Source organism: Leifsonia sp. NPDC058194 (assembly GCF_042883605.1).
In the GTDB taxonomy this organism is placed as follows: domain Bacteria; phylum Actinomycetota; class Actinomycetes; order Actinomycetales; family Microbacteriaceae; genus Leifsonia.
Genome location: NZ_JBHVVL010000001.1, coordinates 264,863 through 289,491, shown reverse-complemented (window position 1 = coordinate 289,491; position 24,629 = coordinate 264,863). Strand labels below are relative to the sequence as shown.

Annotated in this window: 22 protein-coding genes; 9 read left to right on the top strand and 13 right to left on the bottom strand. The window is 70.7% G+C overall.

The window, feature by feature from the left end:
• Position 1: 1 nt before the first annotated feature.
• Positions 2-871, top strand: coding sequence for a universal stress protein (locus tag ACFVU2_RS01315; RefSeq protein ID WP_387870058.1), 870 nt, complete (start codon positions 2-4; stop codon positions 869-871).
• Positions 872-883: 12 nt separating this feature from the next.
• Positions 884-2,404 carry an APC family permease gene (locus tag ACFVU2_RS01310; RefSeq protein ID WP_387870056.1) on the top strand — a complete coding sequence of 507 codons (1,521 nt, stop codon included), beginning with the start codon at positions 884-886 and terminating at the stop codon, positions 2,402-2,404.
• A 73-nt stretch (positions 2,405-2,477) separates the two neighbouring features.
• Here the strand turns inward: ACFVU2_RS01310 and ACFVU2_RS01305 are convergent, their stop codons facing one another.
• Positions 2,478-3,914, bottom strand: a complete 1,437-nt coding sequence (locus ACFVU2_RS01305; RefSeq protein WP_387870054.1) for an MFS transporter — start codon at positions 3,912-3,914, stop codon at positions 2,478-2,480.
• Between the two features lie 177 nt (positions 3,915-4,091).
• On the opposite strand from ACFVU2_RS01305, the gene ACFVU2_RS01300 reads away from it, so the two are divergent.
• The 3 genes from ACFVU2_RS01300 to ACFVU2_RS01290 all read left to right on the top strand — a co-directional run bounded on the left by ACFVU2_RS01300 (position 4,092) and on the right by ACFVU2_RS01290 (position 7,141).
• Positions 4,092-4,730, top strand: coding sequence for a Type 1 glutamine amidotransferase-like domain-containing protein (locus ACFVU2_RS01300; RefSeq protein ID WP_387870052.1), 639 nt, complete (start codon positions 4,092-4,094; stop codon positions 4,728-4,730).
• Positions 4,731-4,776: 46 nt separating this feature from the next.
• On the top strand, positions 4,777-5,202 hold the full coding sequence (locus tag ACFVU2_RS01295; RefSeq protein WP_387870051.1) for a hypothetical protein: 426 nt from the start codon (positions 4,777-4,779) through the stop codon (positions 5,200-5,202).
• Between the two features lie 220 nt (positions 5,203-5,422).
• Positions 5,423-7,141, top strand: coding sequence for a DUF5979 domain-containing protein (locus ACFVU2_RS01290; protein ID WP_387870049.1), 1,719 nt, complete (start codon positions 5,423-5,425; stop codon positions 7,139-7,141).
• A 77-nt stretch (positions 7,142-7,218) separates the two neighbouring features.
• Here the strand turns inward: ACFVU2_RS01290 and ACFVU2_RS01285 are convergent, their stop codons facing one another.
• The 8 genes from ACFVU2_RS01285 to ACFVU2_RS01250 all read right to left on the bottom strand — a co-directional run bounded on the left by ACFVU2_RS01285 (position 7,219) and on the right by ACFVU2_RS01250 (position 16,109).
• Entirely contained in the window at positions 7,219-8,391 is a 1,173-nt protein-coding gene (locus tag ACFVU2_RS01285) for a glycoside hydrolase family 1 protein (protein WP_387870047.1), read from the bottom strand.
• A gap of 55 nt (positions 8,392-8,446) precedes the next feature.
• Complete coding sequence (locus ACFVU2_RS01280; RefSeq protein WP_387870046.1) at positions 8,447-9,307, bottom strand: alpha/beta fold hydrolase; 861 nt, start codon at positions 9,305-9,307, stop codon at positions 8,447-8,449.
• Positions 9,304-10,971, bottom strand: a complete 1,668-nt coding sequence (locus tag ACFVU2_RS01275) for an ABC transporter ATP-binding protein (RefSeq protein ID WP_387870044.1) — start codon at positions 10,969-10,971, stop codon at positions 9,304-9,306. The genes ACFVU2_RS01280 and ACFVU2_RS01275 overlap by 4 nt, the downstream gene beginning before the upstream one ends.
• Positions 10,968-11,936: an ABC transporter permease gene (locus tag ACFVU2_RS01270; protein ID WP_387870042.1), complete on the bottom strand. Its 969-nt coding sequence runs from the start codon at positions 11,934-11,936 to the stop codon at positions 10,968-10,970. Before ACFVU2_RS01270 ends, ACFVU2_RS01275 begins: the two co-directional genes overlap by 4 nt.
• Positions 11,933-12,913, bottom strand: coding sequence for an ABC transporter permease (locus ACFVU2_RS01265; RefSeq protein WP_387870040.1), 981 nt, complete (start codon positions 12,911-12,913; stop codon positions 11,933-11,935). The genes ACFVU2_RS01270 and ACFVU2_RS01265 overlap by 4 nt, the downstream gene beginning before the upstream one ends.
• Before the next feature lie 3 nt (positions 12,914-12,916).
• Entirely contained in the window at positions 12,917-14,530 is a 1,614-nt protein-coding gene (locus ACFVU2_RS01260; protein WP_387870038.1) for an ABC transporter substrate-binding protein, read from the bottom strand.
• 144 nt (positions 14,531-14,674) lie between these two features.
• The gene (locus tag ACFVU2_RS01255) at positions 14,675-15,772 is read right to left on the bottom strand and encodes a LacI family DNA-binding transcriptional regulator (RefSeq protein ID WP_387870036.1); all 1,098 of its coding nucleotides are present in this window, start codon (positions 15,770-15,772) and stop codon (positions 14,675-14,677) included.
• Positions 15,773-15,881: 109 nt separating this feature from the next.
• A complete protein-coding gene (locus tag ACFVU2_RS01250) occupies positions 15,882-16,109 on the bottom strand; it encodes a three-helix bundle dimerization domain-containing protein (protein ID WP_387870035.1) in 228 nt (75 codons plus the stop codon).
• Positions 16,110-16,167: 58 nt separating this feature from the next.
• Between ACFVU2_RS01250 and ACFVU2_RS01245 the strand changes: the two genes are divergently transcribed.
• Together ACFVU2_RS01245 and ACFVU2_RS01240 are read left to right on the top strand one after the other, a co-directional pair.
• Positions 16,168-16,860, top strand: coding sequence for a PhzF family phenazine biosynthesis protein (locus tag ACFVU2_RS01245; RefSeq protein WP_387870033.1), 693 nt, complete (start codon positions 16,168-16,170; stop codon positions 16,858-16,860).
• Entirely contained in the window at positions 16,857-17,762 is a 906-nt protein-coding gene (locus ACFVU2_RS01240; protein WP_387870031.1) for a hypothetical protein, read from the top strand. The genes ACFVU2_RS01245 and ACFVU2_RS01240 overlap by 4 nt, the downstream gene beginning before the upstream one ends.
• A 79-nt stretch (positions 17,763-17,841) precedes the next feature.
• Here ACFVU2_RS01240 and ACFVU2_RS01235 read toward each other — a convergent pair whose 3' ends face one another.
• Together ACFVU2_RS01235 and ACFVU2_RS01230 are read right to left on the bottom strand one after the other, a co-directional pair.
• Positions 17,842-19,335, bottom strand: coding sequence for a catalase (locus ACFVU2_RS01235; protein WP_387870029.1), 1,494 nt, complete (start codon positions 19,333-19,335; stop codon positions 17,842-17,844).
• A 12-nt stretch (positions 19,336-19,347) separates the two neighbouring features.
• The gene (locus ACFVU2_RS01230; protein ID WP_387870028.1) at positions 19,348-19,794 is read right to left on the bottom strand and encodes a Fur family transcriptional regulator; all 447 of its coding nucleotides are present in this window, start codon (positions 19,792-19,794) and stop codon (positions 19,348-19,350) included.
• 104 nt (positions 19,795-19,898) lie between these two features.
• On the opposite strand from ACFVU2_RS01230, the gene ACFVU2_RS01225 reads away from it, so the two are divergent.
• Positions 19,899-20,339: a DUF4190 domain-containing protein gene (locus ACFVU2_RS01225; RefSeq protein ID WP_387870026.1), complete on the top strand. Its 441-nt coding sequence runs from the start codon at positions 19,899-19,901 to the stop codon at positions 20,337-20,339.
• 19 nt (positions 20,340-20,358) lie between these two features.
• On the opposite strand, the gene ACFVU2_RS01220 is transcribed toward ACFVU2_RS01225, so the two are convergent.
• Entirely contained in the window at positions 20,359-22,086 is a 1,728-nt protein-coding gene (locus tag ACFVU2_RS01220; RefSeq protein ID WP_387870024.1) for a cation:proton antiporter, read from the bottom strand.
• Positions 22,087-22,116: 30 nt separating this feature from the next.
• Positions 22,117-22,686, bottom strand: coding sequence for a TetR/AcrR family transcriptional regulator (locus tag ACFVU2_RS01215; protein ID WP_387870022.1), 570 nt, complete (start codon positions 22,684-22,686; stop codon positions 22,117-22,119).
• 172 nt (positions 22,687-22,858) lie between these two features.
• Between ACFVU2_RS01215 and ACFVU2_RS01210 the strand changes: the two genes are divergently transcribed.
• Positions 22,859-24,478: an MFS transporter gene (locus ACFVU2_RS01210; RefSeq protein ID WP_387870021.1), complete on the top strand. Its 1,620-nt coding sequence runs from the start codon at positions 22,859-22,861 to the stop codon at positions 24,476-24,478.
• Positions 24,479-24,629: the final 151 nt, after the last annotated feature.

Genomic DNA, 24,629 nt, shown 5'->3' with positions numbered 1-24,629 from the left:
CATGACCGCCACGACTCCGCCGCGCATCCTCGTCGGCTACACAGCCACCCCGGCCGGGGAGGACGCCCTCGCGGCGGCCGCCGCCCTGGCCGGGTCGACGGGTGCGCGGCTGGATGTCGTGGTGGTCCTGCCGATGAACTCGCGGCCGTCCATCGTTCCCAACGATCCCGGCTACGACGCCCTCCTCCGCGAGACCGCGGAGGGATGGCTGGGGGATGCCCGTTCCCGCATCCCCGCTTCGGTCCCCTCGCGCGAGAGGGTCGTCTACGGCGACTCCCTCGCGCAGGGACTGCTCACAGCTGCCGACGCAGGCCGTGCCGCACTCATCGTCGTGGGTGCAGCGCGGGACGGCCTGCTCGGTCGATTCACGGTGGGATCGGTGGCGGGCTCCATGCTGCACGCATCCCCCATCCCGGTGATGCTGGCCCCGGAGGGGTCGCGCACCACCGCGGCGCCGCTCTCGCGCGTGACCGGCATGGTCGGCACGCGCGAGGGGGCGGATGCCGTCCTCGCCACCAGTGCACGTCTCTCGGCCACGGCCCACGCGCCGCTCCGGCTCGTCTCGCTGCTCGCGCTCGACCTCCCGGGGGTGGACCCGGCCAAGGCACGCGTCGGCGAGCACCACGCGGCGGCGGTCCTCCAGGAGGCGCGCGCAGAACTCCCCGAGGGCGTCGAGGCCACGGCCTCCGTGGCTCCGGGCGACAGCATCTCGCACGCCGTCGCCTCCCTCGACTGGCTGCCGGGCGAGGTCGTCGTCGTCGGCTCCAGCCGCCTCGCGCAGCAGAGCCGACTGTTCCTCGGCACCACAGCGGCCACGATGCTGCGCGAACTGCCCGTCCCGATGATCGTCGTGCCCCGCGCGGCCCCGTAGGAGTACCACCGAATGAGCACCCGCAGCGCAGCGGAATCCACCGAGACCGGGTCGACCCGCACCGCGAAGGGCCTGAGCGCCGGATCGGTCGGGCTGATCGGCGCGGTCGTCATCGGCATCTCGTGCATCGCGCCCGCGTACACCCTCACGGGTGCGCTCGGACCGACCGTCTCCGAAGTGGGCGTGCACCTGCCCGCCATCTTCCTGGTCGGCTTCCTCCCGATGCTGCTGGTCGCATTCGGCTATCGCGAGCTCAACAACGCGATGCCCGACTCCGGCACCTCGTTCACCTGGGCGACCCGCGCGTTCGGGCCCTACCTGGGCTGGATGGGCGGGTGGGGCCTGATCGCCGCCACGGTGGTCGTGCTGTCGAATCTGGCGGGCATCGCCGTCGACTTCCTCTACCTGCTGCTGTCGCAGGTGTTCCACAACCCGGCGATCGCGGACCTCTCGAAGAACCCGCTCATCAACGTGGCGACGTGTCTGGCGTTCATGGCGGTCGCCACGCTCATCTCGTACCGGGACATGCAGACCACGCAGAAGGTCCAGTACGTCCTGGTCGGCTTCCAGCTGCTCGTGCTGGTGCTGTTCGGCGTCGTGGCGTTCGTCCACGTGGCGAACGGGACCGCGTTCGACGCGACCGTGCCCAGCCTCGACTGGTTCAACCCCTTCGGCGTCCCGTCGTTCTCGGCCTTCGCCGCCGGGCTCTCGCTCTCGATCTTCATCTTCTGGGGCTGGGATGTGACCCTCACGATGTCCGAGGAGACCAAGGGCTCCCGCTCCACTCCCGGCCGTGCCGCGACCCTGACCGTCGTGATCATCGTCGTGGCGTACCTGTTCGTGTCGATGGCGGCGATCTCGTTCGCGGGTGTCGGAGAGGCCGGCATCGGCCTCGGCAACCCCGACATCCAGGAGAACGTCTTCTTCGCGCTCGCCGGCCCCGTGCTCGGGCCGCTCGCCATCCTGATGTCCATCGCCGTGCTCTCCAGCTCGGCGGCGTCGCTCCAGTCGACCGCCGTCTCCCCGGCGCGCACCCTGCTGGCGATGGGGCACTACGGCGCCCTGCCCGCCCGCTTCGCCCGGGTCAGCCCCCGATTCATGACCCCCGGCTACTCGACCGTCGTGTCGGCGGTCGTCGCGAGCGTCTTCTACGCCGTCATGCGCTTCATCAGCGAGGACGTGCTGTGGGGCACCATCACGACGCTCGGGATGATGATCTGCTTCTACTACGGAATCACGGCGTTCGCCTGCGTCTGGTTCTTCCGCAAGAAGTGGTTCGCCTCGGTCCGCAACGCCTTCTTCACGCTCGTGTGCCCGCTCGTGGGCGGTCTCATCCTGAGCGTGCTCTTCGTCACCACGCTGGTCGACAGCATGGATCCGGCCTACGGCAGCGGCTCGAACGTCGCAGGAGTGGGGCTGGTGTTCATCCTCGGGATGGTCATCCTGTTGTCCGGTGTCGTGGTGATGCTCGTGATGCGACGCCGGCTCCCGGCCTTCTTCCGCGGGGAGACCCTCCCGCGCGCGGAGGCCTGAGTCCGGCCCGTCACCGGCGCGTGACCCGTGGCGGGTGCAGGTCGTGCTGCATCCGCCACGTCACGTCATCGGGTCAGTGCGCACCCATCGGGGCCTGCGCGTGCGCCGTCGTGGTCGCCGCGCGGCTGCGCGGCCCGCGGATGAGCGCGACCGCGATCGCCGCGGCGAGCACCATCCCGACCGCGGCGGCCAGGAACACGACCGAGTAGCCGGCCGTCAGGTCGACCGGCTTCGCACCGTCGGTCGTGAGGGCGGCGGCGTAGAGCGCGGTGAAGACCGACAGCCCGATCGAGCCGCCGATCTGCATCGCCGAGTTCGCGGTCGCGGAGGCCGCGCCCGCGTCGTGCGGCTCGACCCCGCTGAGCGCGAGGTTCTGCAGCGGCACGAACACGCAGGCCATGCCGACGCCCATGATCACGAGGGCGGGCAGCACCTGCGCGAGATAGGAGCCGTCGACGGTCAGCCGGCTGAGGTAGACCAGCCCGACGGCCACGATCAGCGGACCCGCGATCATCAGCGGGCGCGCACCGATGCGGCCGAGCAGGCGGGTCGCCACCGGGGCGACGGCCATGATCGCCAGGGTGAGCGGGAGGCTCGCGAGCCCCGATTCGAGGGGCCGCATGCCGAGCACGAGCTGGAGGTGCAGGGTCAGGTAGAGGGTCGCTCCGATCATCACGCTGCCGGCGACGGCCTGGATGAGGAACGCCCCGCCGCGCACACGGTCGAGCACGACGCGCAGCGGGAGGAGCGGCTGGGCGACCCGGCGCTCGATGAGGACGAAGGCGACGAGGAGGAGCACGCCCGCCGCGAGGAACCCGATGGTGTCGACGCGGCCCCAGCCGTTCTCGGCGAGGCTGAACCCGTAGACCAGCGAGCCGAGTCCGAGGGTGACCGTGACGACACCCCACCAGTCGTAGCGGTTGCGGCCCTCCGCACGGCTCTCGGTCAGAACCAGGGCTCCGCCGACCAGGCCGACGGCCACGAAGAAGAGGTTCACCAGGAGGCACCAGCGCCAGTCGGCGAACTCGGTGAGCACGCCGCCCAGCAGAAGGCCGACCGCCGCACCGGCTCCGGCGATCGTCCCGAAGACGGCGAAGGCGGTGTTGCGTTCGCGTCCGCTCGGGAAGGTGACGGTCAGCAGCGCGAGCGCCGCGGGCGCGAGCAGTGCGGCGAAGACCCCCTGGAGGGCCCGGGCTCCGATCAGCTCGATCCCGTTCTGGGCGAGGCCGCCGATCGCGGAGGCGATGCCGAACCCGACCATCCCGACCAGGTAGGTGCGCTTGCGGCCCCAGTAGTCGGCGATGCGGCCGCCGAGCAGCAGCAGCGCGCCGAACGCCAGCGCGTAGGCGGTCACCACCCACTGACGCTCGGTGTCGGAGAGGCCGAGTGCGACCTGCGCCTGCGGGAGTGCGATGTTCACGATCGTGCCGTCGAGCACGACGACGAGCTGGGTGAGGGAGAGGACGGCGAGGGCGAGCCACTTGTGCGGCTGGCGGACGGCGCGGGACATGGAGGGACCTCCGGAGTCTTATCAGGGATGCCGGAGGTTTCGAGCCTCGGACCGGCGGGGTGCCCCGCGGCCGCATCGGCCGAGTGGCCGATCAGGGCTCTCAGTCTATCGGGGGGCCTCCGACATCGTCGGGCCGGGCCGGGGCGGCGCGGCAGTCGCGCTGGATAGCATCGGACGGTGCGTGTCCTCCTGCTCTCCTCCGGTGCCGGTGCTCTTCCCGCCTTCCTCGAGGAGGCGGTGCGGCCGGGGGCGCTGCGGATCGGCTACGTGCCGGACGCCGCGCTGCCCGATGCCGCTCTCCCCGATCCCGGCGCGCCGTTCGCGAGCTCAGAGCTGGAGCGGATCGCCGCGTTCGGTCATCGGGTCGAGGTCGTCCGCCTGAGCGGATCGCCCCTCGACGAGATCGAGCAGGCCCTCGACCGTGTGGATGCGCTCTACGTCGCCGGCGGCAACACCTTCGCCCTCCTGCACGCGATGCGCTCGACCGGGGCCGACCGCGCGATCACCGATCGCGTGCGGGCGGGACTGCCCTACATCGGCCTGAGCGCGGGCTCCGTCGTCGCGGGCCCGACCATCGAGCCGATCACGCTCATGGACGATCCGACGGAGGCTCCGGAGCTCGGCGACCGGTCGGGGCTGGGCCTGGTCGACACGGTCGTGGTGCCGCACGCGGGCGGGCTCTCGCCGCTGGCCGAGGTGACCGGCCGGATCGTCGCCGAGTACGGTGCCCGCCACCCGCTGCGGCTGCTGACCGACGACCAGGCCCTCGTCCTCGATGGCCGGGGCGAGGGCTTGCGACTCATCGCCTCCCACTGACGACCACCCTCGGTTCCGCCTCAGGACACCCGCCTACGCTGAAGGCATGAACGCGTGCGCCGACCTCGTCAGCGCCGCTGCCCGTATCGCGGCGCAGTCGGCCACCTCCCGTGCCTTCCTGATCGACCTCGGCGCGGAGGTCGGTGGCGTCCGTCGAGGCCCGCTCTGGTTCGTCGACGCCGGGCGCGGCGGCCGCAATCGGCTGCGTGGGCGCGGTTTCCGCCCGCACGTCGACGACGGCACCGATGGTCAGGCCCGGCACTTCGCCGGCATCGCGGCCGTCGCGGCACGGATCGGCGCACGACCCACACGTTGGCTCGCCCTGCATGTCCTGCGGGACCCGGCGGGTTCCGCAGACGGCCGGCTCACCGACCACGCCCTCGACCTCGTCCGGCTCACGCGCTCAGGAGAGCTGAATCGACGCACCGTCGCCGAGTGGATCCGGGTGACCATCTGCGAGCCCGCTCGGTAGTCGACCGGCTCGGCCACTACCGAGGCGGAGGTCCGTGCTCGGCGAGTCTTCGCGCCCGACTCGGAGAAGTGCCTCCTCCAGCACTGCACCGCTAGCAGACAATACTGTCCACCCTCGATCTTCTGGTCTGGTGGAAGTGTGCCGCGGCACCATGCGGGTGTCGCAACGGACGAAGACGATGAGGTTTCGCATGCGAGTTCTCGGTTCTCTGATCGCGGCAGTGACAGGCATCATCCTCGGGGCTGCGGGGGTGGTGGTCGCCTCGCCGGTCGAGGCCGCCGAGCGCGGCGGCGTCGACCCCGCCTCCATCGAGATCGCCCGGAACCCGCCCGGCGACACCGCCCGGCCGCTGACCGTCGGCGACTCCGTCCTCATCCGGGCGGCCTGGTCCGTCCCCGACGGCACCGCGGCGGGGTACCGCTTCACCCTTCAGCTCCCCGATGTCTTCTCGACCGTCGATGTGACACCGTTCCCGCTCGAGACGGCGTTGGGCGAGTCGATGGGGGAGTGCGCGGTCACCGGGAGACCGCCCGTGCTCGCGTGCACGCTCAACTCCGCGGTCGAGGGGAGGAGCGGTGTCGGCGGCACGCTCTGGGCGACGGTCCGGGCGAGCGGGGACACCGAGGAGTCCTCGGTCCCGTTCGTCGTGGAGGGGGAGAGGACGGCAGCGGTCGCCCTCCCGGGCGGCGGCACGATCGTCCCGCGCGAGACCGGCACCGAGCCTCCGGGCCCGGCGGACCCGACGCCGGTGATCACCCGCTTCGAGAAATGGGGTGCGAACTATCTGGCGAACGGCGAGGGTCTGTGGTGGAAGGTCGCTGTGCCCTCGAGCGAATGGCCGGCCGACGGAACGTCGCCCCTGGTGATCGTCGACCGGGTGGGGGAGGGCGCCGGGCATCGATTCCTCGACCTGAGCGACTACCCCGGACCGCAGTGGCGCCCGTACCTGGAGCAGAGCTGCGATGCGGATCCCGCGCGGTATCCGCGGGTCGTCGATGCCCGGGATCTCGCTCGCTGGACCATCTCGCCCGACGGCCTCACGATGACCGTCGAGGTGGACCGCTCGCTCGCAGTGATGCGGGGACTCGACGGCTCGTGCGCCATCCGCCTCAACTACCTGACCCGACCGATCGGCGAGGTGCGGGCCGGCGACACTTTCCGCAACGACGCGACCGTGGGCCGGCTGATCACGTCGAGCTCGATCGTGCTCTCCGGATCCGGTGGCGGGACTGCGGGCGGCGAGCAGGTCGGGAGGTTCTCCGTCGCGAAGTCGATGACCGGTGCGGCTGCCGCAGTCGTCGACCCGGGACAGGCGTTCGACGCGCACTATGCCGCTGAGGGCTATCAGGACGGGACGTTGAGCATGCGGCTCGGCGGCCCGGCAGTGCTGTCGCCGTGGTTCCGAGCGGGTACCCGCGTGGTCGTCGGCGAGATCGACCTTCCCCCGATCGCCGGGGTGGCGTGGGGTGACGTCCAGGTGTTCGTGGACGGAGTCGCGCGAGGGGGGAGCGCCGAGTTCGTGATCGTCGCAGGCCAGACGATCAGCGTCGAAATGGTGAACACCGCCGATGAAGCCGAACCGCAGCCGGAGCTCGAGGTGCCGGATTCCGAAGTGCCGGATTCCGAGGTGCCGGGTCCCGGGAAGACCGACCCGCCGTCACCACCCGATCCCCTGGCCGGCGACCCGGGCGAACCGGGAGACCCGGGCGAACCGGGAGACCCGGGCGAACCGTACCCGGAGCCCCCGCAGTCCGTAGAGCCGGCGCCTGTGCCGGGCGCGCGTGATGGCGGCCGGGTCGAAGCGGCTGGGACGCTGCAGCTCGCGGCGACCGGAACGAACGCGGTGCTCCTCGCGGGGGTCGGCGCGGCTGTGCTCGCCACCGGTCTCGTCGCCACCGCAGCCGACCTGCGTCGGCGTCGTGCCGCATCCACGCGCTGATGTCCACGGTGCGGGAGACGCGAATGCGCCGGATCGGAGTGATCCGGCGCATTCGCGCATTCGAGAGACGGCGGGGTTCAGAGCCCGTTCGCGCGCGCCACTCCGCCGAACCAGCCCAGGCTCGGCTTCGGGGTGCGGACGAACGTCTCACGGTCGACGGCGATCAAGCCGAACGTCGGGCGGAATCCGCTGGCCCATTCGTAGTTGTCCAGCGCGCTCCAGTGCAGGTACCCGTCGATCTGCACGCCGTCCTCGATCGCCGCGTGCAGCTCTCGGAGCGCGGCGTCGGTGTACGCGATACGGCGCTCGTCGTCGGCGGTCGCGATGCCGTTCTCGGTGATCATCACCGGGACGCCGCCGGAGAGCTCCCATGCGCTGCGGGCACCCTCGGCGGCCGCCGGCGGGTAGAACTCCCAGCCGGTGAGGGTGGTCTCCAGGCCCTCCTCGACCGGCAGCGGGCCCGACGGCCCGATGAAGGTGCGGGTGTACGCCTGCACGCCGACGAAGTCGTCGCCGGCCGAGCGCTCCAGGTACCAGTCGTCGCGCGGGTGCCCGTACTCGCGCAGCTTCTCCTCCGAGCCCGGCTCTCCCGTGGCGCGGAACGCCTGGGTGGCGATGGTCCAGCCCGACTTCACTCCGGAGAGCTGCGACAGGACTTCGCGGGACCGCTTGTGCGAGTCGAGCAGGGCGTCGGCCACGCCGAGGTCGGGATTGGGGAGGCCGTAGGCGACCAGGTTGGCGGCGTCCTCTCCCCCTGCCAGCATGGCGGCGATGTTCGGCTCGTTGATCGTGCAGACGTACTCGACGCCGTCGGAGACGATCGGGAGCGCCAGCTCCGTGTAGCGCGCGAACAGGTCCGCCGCATCCGGAGCACGCCAGAAGCCGTCGCGCTCGAACCAGCGCGGCACCGTGAAGTGCATCAGCGTCACGACCGGCTTCAGGCCGAACTCGTGGCAGGCGTCGACCATGCGCCGGTAGTGATCGATCTCGGCTCGCGAGACGAACCCGCGCTCGGGCTCGATGCGGGCCCACTCGACGCTGAACCGGTAGCTGTCGAGGCCGGCGTCGGCGAGGAGCTTCATGTCCTCGCGGTACCGGTGGTAGCTGTCCATGGCATCGCCCGATGGCTCGACGATGCTGGTGCCGGGCGTGTGCTCGTGCACCCACCAGTTGCTGTTGATGTTGTTGCCCTCGATCTGGTGGGCGGCCGTGGAGGCGCCCCAGAGGAAGCCGTCGGGAAAGGTGAGCACAGTTCTCCTTGTCGTGCGGATGTCGTGTCGGACGGGTGGGTGGAGGGTCAGGAGCTCAGGAGCCGGGTGCGCCGAGGAACGCGTCGAGAGCCGCGAGGGTCGCCTCCGGTGCCTCGAGCTGGGGCGAGTGCGCGCCTCCGGCGAGGACGGAGTATCGCGCGCCGAGACGCTCGGCCATATCGCGTTGCGCGGCGATCGGCCACTTGTCGTCGTGCTCGCCGTGCGCCACGAGCACCGGCAGACCGGTCGCGCGCAGCGCCTCCGTCGTGTCCTCCTCGGAGCGGAGGATCTCTGCCCCGGCGAGGAGGTTGTCGCTCGCGGTGCGCGCGGCGCGCAGTCGCAGGAACGCCAGCTCGGGCGTCAGAGCGTCGTCCGCGAGTCCGCGGGTCTGCGGGTTGTCCCGGTACCAGAGGCCGATCGAGCCGGATTCGGCGACCGTCGCGGTCGTGTCCTCGTGGCGCCCGGGCCACCCGTGCGGGCCCGAGCACAACATGGTCAGCGACAGGAACGACGCGGGGGAGGCGATGGCCGCGGCACGGGCGACGACCCCGCCGAAGCTGTGGCCGAGGAGGTGCACGGGGCGGCCGTCGCCGACGAGTCCGGCGACCTCCACAGCGTCGAAGGCGAAGGCGTCGAGCGCGTAGGCGGCGACGCCGGCAGGCGCCGCCGAGTCGGCCTGCCCCCGTTGGCTGTACGCCCAGGCATTCCAGCCACGAGCGGCGAGCAGCGGGAGGAAGTCGCGGAAGTCCTCCTTCGACCCGGTGAACCCCGGGACGATCAGGAGGGTGCCCCGGCTGTCGCCGTCCGGGGTCGCGTGGAACGCGCTCAGCGTCCCGACCCGGGCCGGGAGGCCGACGACGTCGACCCCCGACGGCACGGGCAGCGCGCCGAACGGCGGCAGCGGAGCGAACGTCACGCGAGCGCCTCCCGCGTGCGCGCCGGGTTCGGCACGGCGTCGAGCAGCGCAATCGTGTAGGGATCGGTGGGATGCTGCAGGACCTCGGACGTCTTGCCGCGCTCGACGACCCGGCCGGCGTTGAGCACCATGATGTCGTCGGTGACCAGGCGGGCCGAGAGCAGGTCGTGCGTGATGTACAGCAGTGAGACGCCCCAGCGCTGACGGAGCTCCTCGAGCAGCGCCAGCACGCCGGCGCGAAGCGTCACGTCGAGCATCGACACCGGTTCGTCCGCGATGAGCACCTGCGGGTCGCTGGCGAGCGCGCGGGCGATGACGACGCGCTGCCGCTGGCCGCCCGAGAGCTGATGCGGAAGCTTCTGCGCGAACTGCTCCACCGGCGTGAGGCCCACGGTCTCGAGCAGCTCGAGCACGCGACGGCGGGCCTCCTTGCCGCGCAGCCCGGTGTAGTTGACCACCGGACGGGTGAGCGCGTACTCCACGGTGTGCAACGGGTTGAGGGCCGAGTACGGGTCCTGGAAGACCATCTGCACGTTCTTGTGCAGCTGGTGGATGCCACGGCGGCCCAGTGACGCCACGTCGGAGTCGCCGAAGCGGACCGTACCCGACGTCGGCTTCTCGACGCCCGTGAGCAGCTTCGCGATCGTCGACTTGCCGGAGCCCGACGCGCCGACCAGCGCGAGCGACTGGCCGGGCTCGAGGGTGAACGTCACATCGTCGACGGCGGTGACCGGGCTTTCGCCGCGACGCGGTGCCGGGTAGACGCGGCTCACACCGTCCACGGTGATCGGCGAGCTGGCCGCGCGGCCCTCCCGCTGTTCCACCGCGGTCGTCCGTGCCGACCGGTCGGCCGGCAGCCCCGGCAGCTCGACGACCTCGCCGCGCGGGTCGGCGTAGTGACTCAGCAGCATCTGGGTGTACTCGTGCTGCGGGCGCTCCAGGATGTCGCGGCTCGTGGCGTCCTCGACGATCCGGCCGTCGTGCATGACGAGGACGCGCTGCGTCGCCTCCAGCACGACGCCCAGGTCATGGCTGATCAGCACGGCGGTGAAGCCTTCCGACGCCTGCAGCTCGGTGATCGTGTGCATGATCGCGTGCTGAACCAGCACGTCCAGCGCGGTGGTCGGCTCGTCGAACACCATCAGGCGCGGCTCCAGCGAGAGCGCCAGCGCGATCGAGACGCGCTGACGCATGCCTCCGGAGAGCTCGCCGGGGAAGCGCGCCAGCACCTGCTCGGGCAGGCCGACCTTGCCGACCAGCTCGTGCATCCGCTCGTCCCACCGGGCGCGGGCCACGTGCCCGTGCGCCTTGAAGATGTCGACGAAGTGCTTGCGGATCGTGCGCACCGGGTTGAGCGCGTTCATTCCCGACTGCAGCACCATGGCGAAGCCGCCCTGACGCTGGCGGCGCAGGGACTCGTCGTCGAGTTCGCGGATGTCGTGGCCGTCGAAGCGGATGCTGCCGCCGTTGGTGCGCGCCGGCGGCTTCTGCAGCCGGGTGAGCGCGAAACCGAGAGTCGACTTGCCCGACCCCGACTCGCCGACCAGGCCGACGAACTCGCCGGCGCCGATGTCGAACGAGACGTGGTCGACCGCCTGGACGGGAGTCTGCCCCGCCGACTCGTAGACGACGGAGAGGTCGCGGACCTCCAGGAGTGCGTTCATCGCTCGCTTCCTTCCTCGGTGCGGGCTGCGGGTGCGGCCGGGGTGGCCTTGGCCGACCCTTCGCGCAGGCGCGGATTGCTGATCGCATCCACGCCGAAGTTGACCAGGGTGAGGCTCATCGCCAGGAGGGCGATGCACAGACCCGGGGCGAAGAGCAGGATCCACTGCCCGGTGAGGAGGGCGTTGGAGTTCTGCGCCCAGTAGAGGATGGTGCCCCAGCTGACGATCGACGAGTCGCCGAGGCCGAGGAACTCGAGGCCCGCCTCCGCGAGGATCGCGGCCGTCGCGGCACCGAAGAACGATCCCGCGATGAGCGACGTCATGTTCGGCAGGATCTCGTGGAACACGACCCGGAACGAGCTGTCGCCCGAGAACCGCGCCGCGGTCACGAAGTCGCGCGATCGCAGCGACTGGGTCTGGGCGCGCAGCACACGTGCGCCCCACGCCCATCCCGTGATCACGATGACCGCGACGATCATCGCCAGGCCGCCGTTCTGCAGGTAGGCGGCGATCACGATCATCAGCGGCAGCCCCGGGATCACCAGGAACAGGTTGACGAAGAAGTTGACCACCTCGGCGCCGAAGCCGCGGATGTAGCCCCAGCTGAGGCCGATCAGCACGGCCACCGCGGTCGACAGCGCGCCGGCCACGAAGCCGACGGTCACGCTCACCCGCGTTCCGTAGATGAGCTGGCTGAGCACGTCCTCGCCGGCGGCGGTGGTGCCGAACCAGTGCGCCCAGCTGGCGTCCGCGTTGCGCGGGAAGCCGTCCTGTGTCGCGCCGTACGGGGCGAGCCAGGGGGCGAAGATCGCGACGAGCACGAACAGGCCGAGGATGATCAGGCCGAGGCGCGACTTCCAGTTGGACCAGAGGGTCGCGAACGCGCGGCCGATGAAGGCCAGTCGGTGCGGAGGCCGCGCGACCTCCTCGGAGCGGATGGACTTGAAACTCTGCGTTGTAGTCATCGGCGGGTCCTTGGGTCGAGTACGCCGTACAGGATGTCGACGAGGAAGTTGGCGACGAGCACGCTCACCGTGATGAGCAGGAACAGGGCCTGCATCAGCGGGTAGTCCTGTCCGATCACCGCGTTGAAGAGCAGGAAGCCGATGCCCGGGTAACCGAACACCTGCTCCACGAGGATGGAGCCGCCGACGACGCCGCCGAGCGCCAGCCCGAATCCGGTGAGGTTCGGGAGGATCGCGTTGCGCGCCGCGTACTTCATCGCGACGGTGCGGCCCTTGAGGCCGTTCGCCTGCGCGAACGTGACGTAGTCGTCGCCGAGCGTGTTGATCATCGCGTTGCGCATCCCGAGGATCCAGCCGCCGACCGAGGTGATGAGGATCGTGACCGCCGGCAGGATCGCGTGGTACGCCGCGTCGACGATGAAGTCCCAGCTGAACATCGGCGAGGCGGTCGGCCCGTAGGCGCCCGAGGTCGGGAACCAGTGGAGCACGTAGCCCAGGAAGAACAGCAGGAGCAGCGCGGTCCAGAAGTACGGGAACGTGCTGGCGAACGTGCCGGTGAGGGTGGGCAGGGAGTCCAGCCAGGTGTTGCGGCGCCAGGCGGCGAGGACGCCGGTCAGGGTGCCGACCACGAAGGCCACGATCGTGACGATGCCGACGAGCATGATCGTGTACGGGAAGGCCTGGCCGATCAGCTCGCCCACGCTCTGCGGATAGAACGTGTACGAGACGCCGAAGTCGAACGTGACGACCTGGTGCAGGTAGCTCACGTACTGGTCCCACAGGTTGCCGCCCGGCACGCCGAGCTGCGCTTCGATCGCGTCGCGGGTGGCCTGGGTGACCGGGCCGTTCTGCGACAGCTTCGCGATGGCCGCGTCGGTCGGCGATCCCGGCATGAGGCGGGGGAGGAGGAAGTTCAGGGTGATCGCGGCCCACAGGGTGAGCACGAACAGGCCGAGCTTGCGCAGGGCGTACGCCATGGCCTACTCACCGTCCTTCCGGAGCTTGAGATGCGTGAACACGAGCAGCGGGGTCTGGTCGTAGGTCTGCGGGGGAGCGTACGGGTCGTCGGCGTCGGGCCAGCCCGTGAACTTCGCGTCGTTGTAGAGACCCCAGAGGCCGCCGTAGTACATCGAGATGACCGGGAGGTCGTCGTAGACGATCCGCTGCAGCTGGTGGCTGAGCTCGAGGCGCTTGGTCTCGTCGATCGTGGTCTTGTACTCGGCGAGGAGCTTGTCCGCCTCCGGATTCGTGTAGCGGCCGAAGTTGCTCGCGGTCGCCTTGCCGATCGGGGTGGCGAACTCGCTCGAGAGCGTCGCGTTGAAGGCCTGGAAGATCACGCCGCCGCCCATGCCGCCCATCGCGACCTGGAAGTCGCCGTTCTGGATGGCCTGCTGGTAGCCCGGGGGCTGCGGCTGCTTGATCTGCACGTCGATCCCGAGCGCGCCGAGCTCCTTGCGGACCTCCTGAACGGCACGGAGCCAGTCCGAGTAGCCGTTGGCGGTGGTGATCGAGAACGAGAACTGCTTGCCGTCGGCGCCGACGAGCTTGCCGTCCTGCTGGGTGTATCCGGCCGCGGCGAACGCGGCCAGGGCGCCCGCGGTGTCCTGCTTGATCAGACCGCCGTCGGGGATGGTCGGGTCGAGCTCCTTCTCCTGGTTCGGGAGGATGAGCCCGGTCTGCCCGGCGGGCTTCATGTAGCCCTCGGTCGCGGAGTCGGCGATCTTGTCGCGGTCGAGAGCGAGGGCGATGCCGCGTCGCACGTTGATGTCGTCGAAGGGGGCGACGGTGAAGTTGGGCATCAGGCCGATGATGCCGCCCGGCGGGAACCAGTACTTGTTGTTCGGATTCGCAGAGACCCAGGTGCCCTGCACGTCGCTCATGAAGGTGTAGGCCCAGTCGAAGCCCTTGGTGGCGATGTCGAGCTCATTGGTCGCGGCGGGGAGCACGAGGTGCTTCACCTGGACCTTGTCGGCCTGCCAGTAATCGTCGAACTTGTCCATCGTGTACTGCTGGGAGGTGAAGCTCGCGAGCGTGTACGGCCCGGTGCCGACCGGGTTCGGGTCGCGCCAGGTGTCCGGGCTCGTGACGTCCTTCCAGATGTGCTCGGGGACGATCAGGGTCTGCGAGATGATGTCCTGCGCGGGAGCGTCGTCCTCCTTGAGGTGGACGACGAGGTGGTCGCCCTTCGTCTCGAGCGAGGCGATGTGCTGCCAGGCGCCCTTGAGGTCGAGCGTCGGGAACTTCTTGATCAGGTTCAGTGTGAAGACGACGTCGGCGACCGTGAACGGCTTGCCGTCGGACCACTTCACGCCGTCGCGGATCGTGTAGTCGATGGTGCGGGCGTCGGGCTGCTCGATGTCGGAGGCCAGCCACGGGGTGCCGGTGCCGTCGAGCACGTTGATGACCACCAGCGGTTCGTAGATGTACGACGCTGCGGCGCGCTTGTTCACCAGGTAGGGGTTGAAGTTGCGCTCCATCATCGGAGTGCCCTTGTCGGCCGCCAGCAGCATGGTGTCCGCGGGGATGGACGGGTCCTGCTTGCTCTGGATCTTGATGCTGCAGCCGGAGAGCGCGAGGGCTGCGGCTGCGATCACGGCGAGCGCTCCGAGTCTCCGTCGGCGTCGCCCACCAGGGGGTCGTGAGTGCGTCATTGCCACCTTCTCTAGGTCGTTGCACCTCGACTGTATGCGCATACATTTGCTTTATCAAGCCCGTGTGCCTGAAGCGCCCGCGCTGGGTCAGGCCGGTTCGGAGGATTCGCGGAGGTAGACCTGCACGGGCAGGCGCACGGATGCGGCGGGCCGCTCCGGGTCCGTCAGCCGGCGCACGAGGGTCTGCACGGCCGCCCGGCCGACCTCCTCCATCGGCTGCTTCACGGTCGTCAGGCGCGGTGCCGAGAGGCGGCCGGCGTCGATGCCGTCGAATCCGGTGACGATGAGTTCGCCCGGCACATCGATGCCGCCGATCCGGGCCGCGTCGATCACGCCGAGTGCCATCTGGTCGTTGGCGCACACGACCGCGCGGGGGAGCCGCGCCCGTGCCACCAGCTCGCGCCCGGCACGGCGGCCGCCCTCCCTGGTGAACTCGCCGCGGTGGTCCGGCGCCTCGGGCACCGGTCGACCGCGCTCGGCGAGCGCCTCCCGGAACCCCTGCCAGCGCTCGTCGTCGTCGGGCGAGCCCTCGCTGCCGGCGACGTACGCGAGCTCGGTCACGTCGAGGTCGTCGAGCAGGTGCCCGACGAGGGCGCGCATCCCCTCGGCGTTGCTCACCGAGACGTGGTCGAGTTCGTCGCCGTGGCGGCGACCCGCCATCACGACCACGGGGAGCCGTCGGGAGAGCCGGCCGATCTCGTCGTCCGGCACGCTCCCGGCGAGCACGATGAGACCGTCGACGCGGCCGGCCATGTCGACGAAGGTGTCGTGCGCCGTGGAGCCGCGGCCGACGCCGACCATCAGCACGAACCCCGAGCGCCAGGCCTCCACCTCGCTGCCGCGGAGCACCTCGTCGAAGTACAGGTCGCCGCCGCGGGTGTCGACGGAGCCCCCGACATCCCGGATGATCGTCGCGGCTCCCGCGTCGCCCTCCTCCAGCTGCCGTCCGGCGTCCTCGTCCATGGCGTCGAGACCGGGGAAGAACAGACCGATCACGCCGGTGCGCCGGGCGGCGAGGCCGCGGGCGGCGCCGCTCGGCACGTAGCCGAGCGCTTCCACCGAGGCGAGCACGCGTTCGCGCGTCGCCTCCTTGACCGTGTCGGGCTGGCGGAACACGCGGGAGACCGTCGCGATCGAGACGCCCGCGTGCGTGGCGACGTCGTAGACGGTCGGGATTCGGGTCATCGGGGCACGCTCCTGCTGATCGGGCACACCCATGATAGGCGGGCGTCCAGCCGCGCTCCGGCGGTGGGCCGCGCGTCGCGGGGGCCCGCCATCCGGCGAGCGTGCCGGCTCAGGCCGAGGCCCCGCCCGTCTCCGACGCCAGCTGCCGCTTCACATCGTGCTCCACCAGGACGGGCACGAAGTCGCGCACCGGAGCGCCCGAGAACTCTTCGTGACGCTCACGCACGAGCTGCTCGATGCGGTCACGCGGGATCCGGGGGAACCGTTCGGCGAGCCGGCTCGCGGCGTGCTCGACGGCGACGAGTTCTTCTTCAGGGCTTTGATCGTGACCGGTCATGCACGCATTATGCGCCTCGGGGGTGATCCGTGGCTGGATCATCTGTCAGGCTGTGGTCATGGACGAGCTGATCGAGGTAGTTGTTGTCCGCGTGTTCACCGACGAGCGCGGAGCGAACGGGAACGAGCTTGGCATCGTGCAGAGCTCGCCGGCGACGGCGCAGCGCGAGCAGGCGATCGCGACGGCCCTCGGGTTCAGCGAGACGGTCTTCCTCGACGCCGTGCACAGCGATGCCCGGGCGGCCGACCTGCGGATCTTCACACCGGCGCGCGAGCTGCCGTTCGCCGGGCACCCCAGCGTCGGCACCGCCTGGTGGCTCGCCGATCGCCGGACGCCCGTCGATGTGCTGCACGAGAAGGCCGGTGAGGTCGCGGTGACCGTCGACGACGACACAGCCTGGATCACCGCCCGGGCGGAGTGGGCCCCCGAGTTCGAGTGGCTGCCCCTCCAGTCGCCCGCCGACGTCGACGCCCTCGACCCGTCGGCGTTCACCTCCGGACACCACTACGCGTACGCCTGGATCGACGAGGCCGAAGGCCGCCTGCGCGCCCGGATGTTCGCGCCCGACATGGGCATCGTCGAGGACGAGGCGACCGGTGCCGCCGCCGTCTCGATCACGGCGAAGCTGGGCCGGGCGCTGCACATCTCGCAGGGCGAGGGCTCGGAGCTGAGGACGGAGGTGCTGGCCGACGGATACGTCCGCGTCGGCGGCACCACCGTGTACGACCGCACCATCGACGTCACGCTGTGAGCGCGGAAGACGAGGCCGTCCGCATCCATCCGGTCGGCGGGCCCGGCGAGGGGCCGTACGCGATCGCGGCGACCGACGACGGCGCCGTCTGGTTCACACTCGTGCACGGCGGGCGGGTCGGTCGCCGCGACGCGGAGGGCGCGCTGAGTTACCTATCGCTCGGCGAGGGGGCGCAGCCGTCGGGGCTCGCACCCGCGACCGAGTCCACGGTGTGGGTGACCGACACGACCGGGGACCGGTTGCTGCTGCTCGGTCCGGGCCCGCGCATCCTCTCCCAGGTCGCCGTGCCCACGGCGGGTGCGCAGCCCTTCGGCGTCGTCTCCCTCGACGACGGCACCGCGTGGTTCACGGAGCTGGGCGGCAACGCGCTCGGCCGCATCGGCATCCTGGGCGGCGTGGAGGAGTTCCCGGTGTCGCCGGCGGACGCGATGGTGTCGATGATCGCCGTCTCGGGCGACTCCCTCTGGTTCTCGATGAACGCTGCGGACGCGCTGGGCCACGTGCGGGGCGGGGATGCGGCGATCGCCGTGACGGAGCTGCCCGCCGACTCCGGACCGGTCGGCATCGCCGTCGCCGAGGACGGCGCGGTGTGGGCGGCACTCATCCGGGCGGACTCGCTCGCCCGTGTCGCCAAGGACGGCACGGTGACCCTGATCGAGCTGGCGGAGGGCGCCAAGCCGCATGCGCTCGCGGCGGACCGCGCGGGCGGCGTCTGGGCGTCCCTGTGGGGCTCGAATGCGCTGGCCCACGCCTCTGCGCAGGGCGTCACCACCCTCCACCCGCTCCCGGCCGACGTCGCCGAGCCGCACGGGCTGGCCGTCGCCCCCGACGGCACCGTCTGGACCGCCCTCGAGTCCGGAGCCCTGGCCTCTCTGGCCCCTCTGCACGCTCGCGAGAGGTGAGTCGTGGGGGGGGGGGGGGGGGGGCGGCCCCCCCCCCCCCCCCCCCCCCCCCCCCCCACGACTCACGCTTCGCGAATCGTCAGTCCGCCACTCCGACGAACTCGGCGGCCTGGTCCGCGTCCTCCGCGGAGGAGGCGAGGCGGGTGCGGAGTGCCTGGCCGAGGCCCGCGTCCACGTTCGTCCAGTACTGGACGGCGCGCTCGCGGATGTCGTCGCGCTGCACGCCGCCGACGGCTCCGGCGATCGTGTCGAGGAAGCGCTCGCGCGCGGCGTCGTCGAAGACCTCGCGGTAGAGCGTGCCCGCCTGGCCGAAGTCGTCGTCCTCGGCGTGCAGGGTGGCCGCGGCACGGACGAGCGCGCCGTCCGACTCCCACGATCCCTCGCCGGCGCGCGCGGCGTCGGCGACCGGTCCGCCGAACGAGTTCGGTGCGTACACCGGGGCGTCCGCGGCTTTGAAGCCGTGGCGGCCCGCGCCGTCCTGCGAGTAGTTGTGCACCGGGGCGGCCGGCCGGTTGACCGGCAGCTCGTTGTAGTTCGTCCCGACGCGGTAGCGCTGCGCGTCCGGGTACGAGAACACCCGCGCCATCAGCATCTTGTCGGGGCTGATGTCGATGCCCGGGACGGTGTTGGCGGGTGAGAACGCGGCCTGCTCGATCTGCGCGAAGAAGTTCTCCGGGTTCTCGTTCAGCGTGTGGACGCCCACCTCGATGAGCGGGTAGTCCGCGTGCGGCCACACCTTCGTGAGGTCGAACGGGTTGAACCGGTAGGTCTTGGCGTCCTCGTACGGCATGACCTGCACGGAGACCTTCCAGGCCGGGAACTCGCCGCGCTCGATCGCCTCGTAGAGGTCGCGGCGGTAGTAGTCGGCGTCGGCGCCGGCGATGGCCTCCGCCTCGGCGCCCTCCATCTCCTCGTTGCCCTGCAGCGCGTGGAAGTGGTACTTGACCCAGAAGCGCTCGCCCGCGGCGTTGATCCACTGGTAGGTGTGCGAGCCGAAGCCGGGCATGTGCCGCCAGGAGCGCGGGATGCCGCGGTCGCCCATGAGGTAGGTGACCTGGTGCGCCGACTCGGGGGAGAGGGTCCAGAAGTCCCACTGCATGTCGGCGTCGCGCAGGCCCGAGCCCGGCAGGCGCTTCTGCGAGTGGATGAAGTCGGGGAACTTGATCCCGTCGCGGATGAAGAACACCGGGGTGTTGTTGCCGACGATGTCGTAGTTGCCCTCGGTCGTGTAGAACTTCACGGAGAAGCCACGGACGTCGCGCCAGGTGTCGGGGGAGCCCTGCTCTCCGGCGACCGACGAGAACCGCTGCACGGTGCGGGTGGTCGCGCCGGGCTGGAAGAGTGCCGCCTTGGTGTACGCGGAGACGTCTCCGGTGACGACGAACTCGCCGAAGGCGCCGCCGCCCTTCGCGTGCACGATCCGCTCCGGGATGCGCTCCCGGTTGAACTGCGCGAGCTTCTCGACCAGATAGCGGTCGTGCAGGGCGGTGACGCCGTCCGCTCCCGCGGTGAGCGAGTGCGAGTCGCTGCCGACCGGCGTGCCGGTCTGGGTGGTCGTGTTGTTGTCGGTCATGGTTCTCCTTACCTATCCGGTGTGCGTCGCGGGATCGTCCGCGCGCTCCTGACAGGACGGGCACAGTCCCCAGAACGTCACCTCGGCGGTGTTCACCGTGAATCCCGACGCGTCGCCGGGGTGCAGGCAGGGTGCATGCCCCACGACGCAGTCGACGTCGGCCACGGCGCCGCATGAGGTGCAGACGACGTGGTGGTGGTTGTCGCCGGTGCGGCGTTCGTAGCGCGCGGGGGATCCCGCGGGCTCGATGCGTCGCAGCAGCCCGACGGCCGTGAGGTCGCCGAGCACGTTGTGGACGTTCTGGATCGATGTGCCGGGCAGGGCGGGGAGCACCGCGCGGAACACCGAGTCGGCGTCCGCGTGCGGCAGGCGGGTCAGCGCGTCGAGGACGGCGAGCCGCCCCTGTGTGACGCGCAGCCCGCCGGCGCGCAGTGCGCTCTCGAGCTGTGCCGTGTCCATGACTTGAACCTAACCCCTTCTTTTGAATTGATCAAAACAATGCATGCATCCGGGCGCGGCGGCACCCGGATGGGATACGGTGTGCGGGAACACGGGAGGATCGGATGACGGACCAGCCGCAGGCACCGCAGCACCAGCCGCTGCCGCCGCAGTCGCAGCCGGGCTACGCTGCTCCGCCGCAGGGCTACGCTGCTCCGCCGCAGGGCTACGCGCCGCCCCCAGGCTACGTGCAGCAGCCCGGGTACATCCAGGCGTACGGAGTCGCGGTCTACCCGGTCGTGCCGCCGCAGCCGAAGGGCCTCTCCATCGCGTCGATGGTCCTCGGTCTCGTCTCCCTCGCAGCCGGTTTCACGTTCGTCGTCCCCCTCGTCGGCCTCATCCTCGGGATCGTCGGCGTGCGCCGCGAGCCGGCAGGGCGGGGGATGGCGATCGCCGGCATCGTGATCAGTGCGCTGATCCTGCTGATCTGGGTCATCATCATCGGCTTCATCGTGTTCGCCGGGCTCATCGCCGCCGGCAGCGCGGCCACCTACCGCTCGGCCTGACCGCTCGTCCGGCTGAACCTCAGCGGGAGCGGGAGCGGAGCCGGGTCTCCTCGAGATCGAGCATCGACTGCGCCTCCGAGAGGATGCGCGACGGGTAGAGCCCCCGGGAACGCTCGAGCAGCAGCCGGTCGCGTTCGGCGTCGACGACGGCGAGGCGGAGGGTGCGGTAGAGGTGGTGGGGTCGGCTCTCGGCCGGGGTGTCCGAGAGCACGATGCGCTCCCAGGCCGACTCCGCCTGCAGGTACGAGGATTGCCGCACGCGCTCCACGACCTCCGGGTCGATCGGCGCGGTGCTCCCCGTCACCGTCTCCGGGTCGTCGAGCACCTTCAGCCCGGTCTCGCTGAGGTCGTCGAGCAGTTTGGCGAGCAGGCGCCGGTCGTCCTTCACGTCCACTCCCTGCAGGCCGAGCGTCCGGATGAGCCACGGCAGGGTGCCGCCCTGCACGACCAGGCTGACGACCGCCACGGTGAACGCGATCAGGATGAGCTGCGGTCGGTAGGGGATGTCGTGCGGCAGGGACTGCGCGGCCGCCAGGGTCACGACGCCGCGCATCCCGGACCAGCCGAGCACGACGCCGCCCTTCCAGTCGATCGCCTCCTGACGGAACTCCTCCAGGTCGCTTCTGTGCCGCTGGTAGCGGGTCTCGGCTCGCTGCTTGCGCACCGATTGCCAGCGGTACTTGACCGGATGATCACGGAAGTAGCTGATCAGCAGCCATTCCTTGAGCACGGCCTTCTCCGCGTGCTGCGCGCGTCTTCGAAGGGAGTAGATGAGCGGGACGATGAGCACGAAGCGGATGACGACGAGGGACACCATCGCGATGAGGCCGAGCAGCACGGAGTCCCACACGCTCAGGATCTCGGGGTGATCGACGTCGGCGACGAGCGTCCGGATCTCGAGTCCGATGAGCAGGAAGACGCCGTTCTCGAGTAGGAACTGGATCGTCCGCCAGTTGATGGTGTCGCTGATCCGCGCCTGCGCGGTGAAATGCCGGGGCGCCGCGTGCCCGGTGTAGAGGCCCGCGATGACGACGGCGAGCACGCCCGAGCCGTGGAGGGCCTCCGTCGGGGCGAAGGCCGCGAACGGCACGATCACCGACAGGGCCGTGTCGAGCACGGGGTCGTGGAGCTTGGAGCGTACCCACACGGAGATGAATCCGACGATCAGACCGATCACGGCCGCGAGGGCGACGGCCGTGAGGAAGTCGGCGACGCCTGCCAGCGGAGTGCTGAGCGAGCCGACCGCGGCCGCGAGGGCGGTGCGCAGGAGCACGAGGGCGGTCGCGTCGTTGACGAGCCCTTCGCCCTCCAGCACGGTGAGGATGCGCGGCGGGAGGCCGAGCTTGCGTCCGATGGAGGTCGCGGCGACGGCATCCGGCGGGCTGATGATCGCGCCGAGGGCGATGGCCGCCGCCAGGTTGAGGTTCGGGAGCATCGTGTAGAGCACGAAGCCCGAGGCGAAGGCGGTGATGATCACCAGGACGACCGAGAGGCCGGCGATCGGCGCCAGATTGCGCCGGAAGTCGGTGAGCGGGACGCTGATCGCCGCTGCGTACAGGATGGGCGGGAGCAGTCCGTCGAGGATGATCTCCGGCGGCACGTCGATCTCGGGGACGCCCGGCAGGAACGACAGCATGACGCCGACGATCACGAGGATGATCGGGGCCGCGACCCCGAGCTTGCGGGCGAACGCGGCCACGCCGACGATCACCGCCACCGCGATCACCGCATATACGCCGAGCTCCATGTATCCGTGGTCTGGTGCGGTCCGGCGGCCCTAGCGGGCGCGCAATCCGTCGATGGCCATGGCGATCACGCGGTCCCGCTGCTCGTCGTCGTCGAACGCGACGCCGGCGATGCCGGAGACCATGCGGATGACGTCGCCGATCGTCGCGTCCTCGCGCAGCTCGCCGGCCTCCTGGGCGCGCTCGAGCAGGGGCTCGCCGGCGTCGTAGAGGGAGGTGCGGCAGCTGAGCAGCACGGGGGAGTCCTTGTTGAGGCCCTCGAGAAGAGCCTTCTTGGTGCCGATGTACGTGACGAATCGGCGCAGCCACGCCTCGACGCCGACCCAGGGGTCCTCGAAGTCGGCTGCGTCCTCCGCGGCGTGGACGACCGCCTCCACCTCGTCGACGTAGACGGCCTCCACGAGCGCGTCCCTGGTCGGGAAGTTGCGGTAGAGCGTGCCGATGCCCACCCCGGCACGCCGGGCGATGTCCTCGAGGGAGGCGCTGGTGCCGTCGGAGGCGAACGCCTCGCGCGCCGCCGACAGCAGCGCATCGAAGTTGCGGCGCGCGTCCGCCCGCTGAGGGCGCACGACGCCGACGTGGGCGGTCTCTGTGCCGGTCACAGCGGGTCCTTCCGAACGGGTCGTCGAAACAAGTATGGCAGAAAGGGTTGCGAAGCGGAGGCCGCCTCCGGTAATGTCTTCCACGTAACCGGAGGAACCCTCCGATCGGAGCCTGCCTCCAATTGTAGCCGCTTCTGCGGCATTCCCTCGAGAAACGGAAGAAACAACCGACATGTCTCGATCTCGACCCGGCGTCACTTTCGCCATCCTGGCCCTCAGCGTGGCCTCCTTCGCGACGTTGCAGTCCCTCGTCGTCCCCGTCCTCCCCGTCATCCAGACCGACCTCGGCACCACGACCGCCGGCGTCACCTGGACCATGACCGCGTGGCTCATCGCCGCCGCCGTCGCCACACCCCTGCTCGGTCGCGTCGGCGACATCGTCGGCAAACGCCGCGTCTTCGTCCTCTCCCTGCTCGCGGTCGCGCTCGGCAGCGTCATCGCCGCGGTCGCACCGTCGATCGGCGTCCTCATCGCGGGCCGTGTCGTCCAGGGCATCGGCGGAGCCATGTTCCCGCTCGCCTTCGGCATCATCCGTGACGAGTTCCCCGCCCGCCGCCTCCCTTCCGCGATCGGCGCCATCGCGTCGGTCATCGCGATCGGCAGCGGGCTCGGGACCGTGCTCGCCGGCCCGCTGGCCGACGTGCTCAGCTGGCGCGGGCTGTTCCTCGTGCCCGTCGCTCTCACCGTCACCGGCGCCGTCCTCACGCTGATCTTCATCCCGGAGTCGCGCGAGCGCGCCACGGGCGGCGTGAACCCCTGGTCCGCCGTGCTGCTCTCCGGCTGGCTGATCGCGCTGCTGCTGCCGCTCAGCACGGGAGCGCAGTGGGGCTGGTCCTCGCCGCAGGTGATCGGGCTGTTTGCGGCTGCGGCCGTGCTGCTGGCCTCGTGGATCCTCGTCGAACTGCGATCGACGCATCCGCTGGTCGATATGCGGCTCATGCGTGAACCGGGGGTCTGGTCCATGAACGTCGCCGCGATCTTCATCGGGGCCGCCATGTTCGCCGTGTTCGCGTACTTCCCCCGGTTCGTCCAGACCCCGTCCGCCAGCGGTTACGGTCTCGGTGCGTCCGTGGCGGAATCCGGGATGCTCATGCTCCCGATGCTCGCGACGATGGCCGTCACCGGATTCGCCAGCGGTCCTCTCGCACGCTGGATCGGCTTCCGTGCGCAGATCGTGATCGCGGCTGTACTGATGTCGGCCGCGAGCCTGTCCCTCGCCTTCCTCCACGGCTCGCTGTTCGACGTGGCGGCGGCCGCCGGGGTCTTCGGCGTCGGCCTCGGCCTCATCTACGCCGCGATCACCAGCGTCGTCGTGCAGAGCGTCCCGGCCACGCAGACCGGGGTCGCCAGCGGCATGAACGCCAACCTCCGCACTGTCGGCTCGGCGATCGGTGCGGCCGTCATGACGGCCATGGTCACCGGCGCGACCGCCGCGAACGGCTTCCCCGCGGAGTCCGGCTACACCGAGGGCTTCGCGACTGCGGGCGTGCTGGCGCTCGGCGCCGGGGCCGTCACGGTGGCGGCCGGCGTGTTGCTCCGCTCGCGCCGTCGTCGCTCCACCGCCGATGCCGAGCTGGCCGCGGTCGCCGGTCTCGCCCGCCTGCAGACCAGGGAGACGGCGCAGCCGCAGGCCGTCCAGCCCGCGCTCTCCCTCGCCGAGGTCGAGTCGGTGGCGGTCCCGGTCATGCTGGCCGAGCTCGCGGAGGCCGCCGAGTTCGATCGGCTCGCCGCCAAGATCGATGCGACCGTCGCCGCAGAGGAGCCGCGCACCGAACAGCTCGAGGTCGCCTGAGCGCCTCCCTCCACCTGCAGTGTCTCCGCCCCACTCGACGAGTCGCGGGGGGGGGGGGGGGGGGCCCCCCCCCCCCCGCCCGCCGGGGGGGGGGGGGGGGGCGAGGTGGGGGGGGCCGGCGTGTGGGAGGGGGGGGGGTGGAGGGGGTTCA

Bases quoted from the DNA above. Each gene is read 5' to 3' on its own strand.
- ACFVU2_RS01310 (WP_387870056.1), top strand. From the start codon at position 884: ATGAGCACCCGCAGCGCAGCGGAATCCACCGAGACCGGGTCGACCCGC.
- ACFVU2_RS01265 (WP_387870040.1), bottom strand. From the start codon at position 12,913: ATGGCGTACGCCCTGCGCAAGCTCGGCCTGTTCGTGCTCACCCTGTGG.
- ACFVU2_RS01235 (WP_387870029.1), bottom strand. From the start codon at position 19,335: ATGACCGACAACAACACGACCACCCAGACCGGCACGCCGGTCGGCAGC.
- ACFVU2_RS01315 (WP_387870058.1), top strand. From the start codon at position 2: ATGACCGCCACGACTCCGCCGCGCATCCTCGTCGGCTACACAGCCACC.
- ACFVU2_RS01270 (WP_387870042.1), bottom strand. From the start codon at position 11,936: ATGACTACAACGCAGAGTTTCAAGTCCATCCGCTCCGAGGAGGTCGCG.
- ACFVU2_RS01245 (WP_387870033.1), top strand. From the start codon at position 16,168: ATGGACGAGCTGATCGAGGTAGTTGTTGTCCGCGTGTTCACCGACGAG.
- ACFVU2_RS01295 (WP_387870051.1), top strand. From the start codon at position 4,777: ATGAACGCGTGCGCCGACCTCGTCAGCGCCGCTGCCCGTATCGCGGCG.
- ACFVU2_RS01275 (WP_387870044.1), bottom strand. From the start codon at position 10,971: ATGAACGCACTCCTGGAGGTCCGCGACCTCTCCGTCGTCTACGAGTCG.
- ACFVU2_RS01250 (WP_387870035.1), bottom strand. From the start codon at position 16,109: ATGACCGGTCACGATCAAAGCCCTGAAGAAGAACTCGTCGCCGTCGAG.
- ACFVU2_RS01255 (WP_387870036.1), bottom strand. From the start codon at position 15,772: ATGACCCGAATCCCGACCGTCTACGACGTCGCCACGCACGCGGGCGTC.
- ACFVU2_RS01225 (WP_387870026.1), top strand. From the start codon at position 19,899: ATGACGGACCAGCCGCAGGCACCGCAGCACCAGCCGCTGCCGCCGCAG.
- ACFVU2_RS01210 (WP_387870021.1), top strand. From the start codon at position 22,859: ATGTCTCGATCTCGACCCGGCGTCACTTTCGCCATCCTGGCCCTCAGC.
- ACFVU2_RS01220 (WP_387870024.1), bottom strand. From the start codon at position 22,086: ATGGAGCTCGGCGTATATGCGGTGATCGCGGTGGCGGTGATCGTCGGC.
- ACFVU2_RS01305 (WP_387870054.1), bottom strand. From the start codon at position 3,914: ATGTCCCGCGCCGTCCGCCAGCCGCACAAGTGGCTCGCCCTCGCCGTC.
- ACFVU2_RS01230 (WP_387870028.1), bottom strand. From the start codon at position 19,794: ATGGACACGGCACAGCTCGAGAGCGCACTGCGCGCCGGCGGGCTGCGC.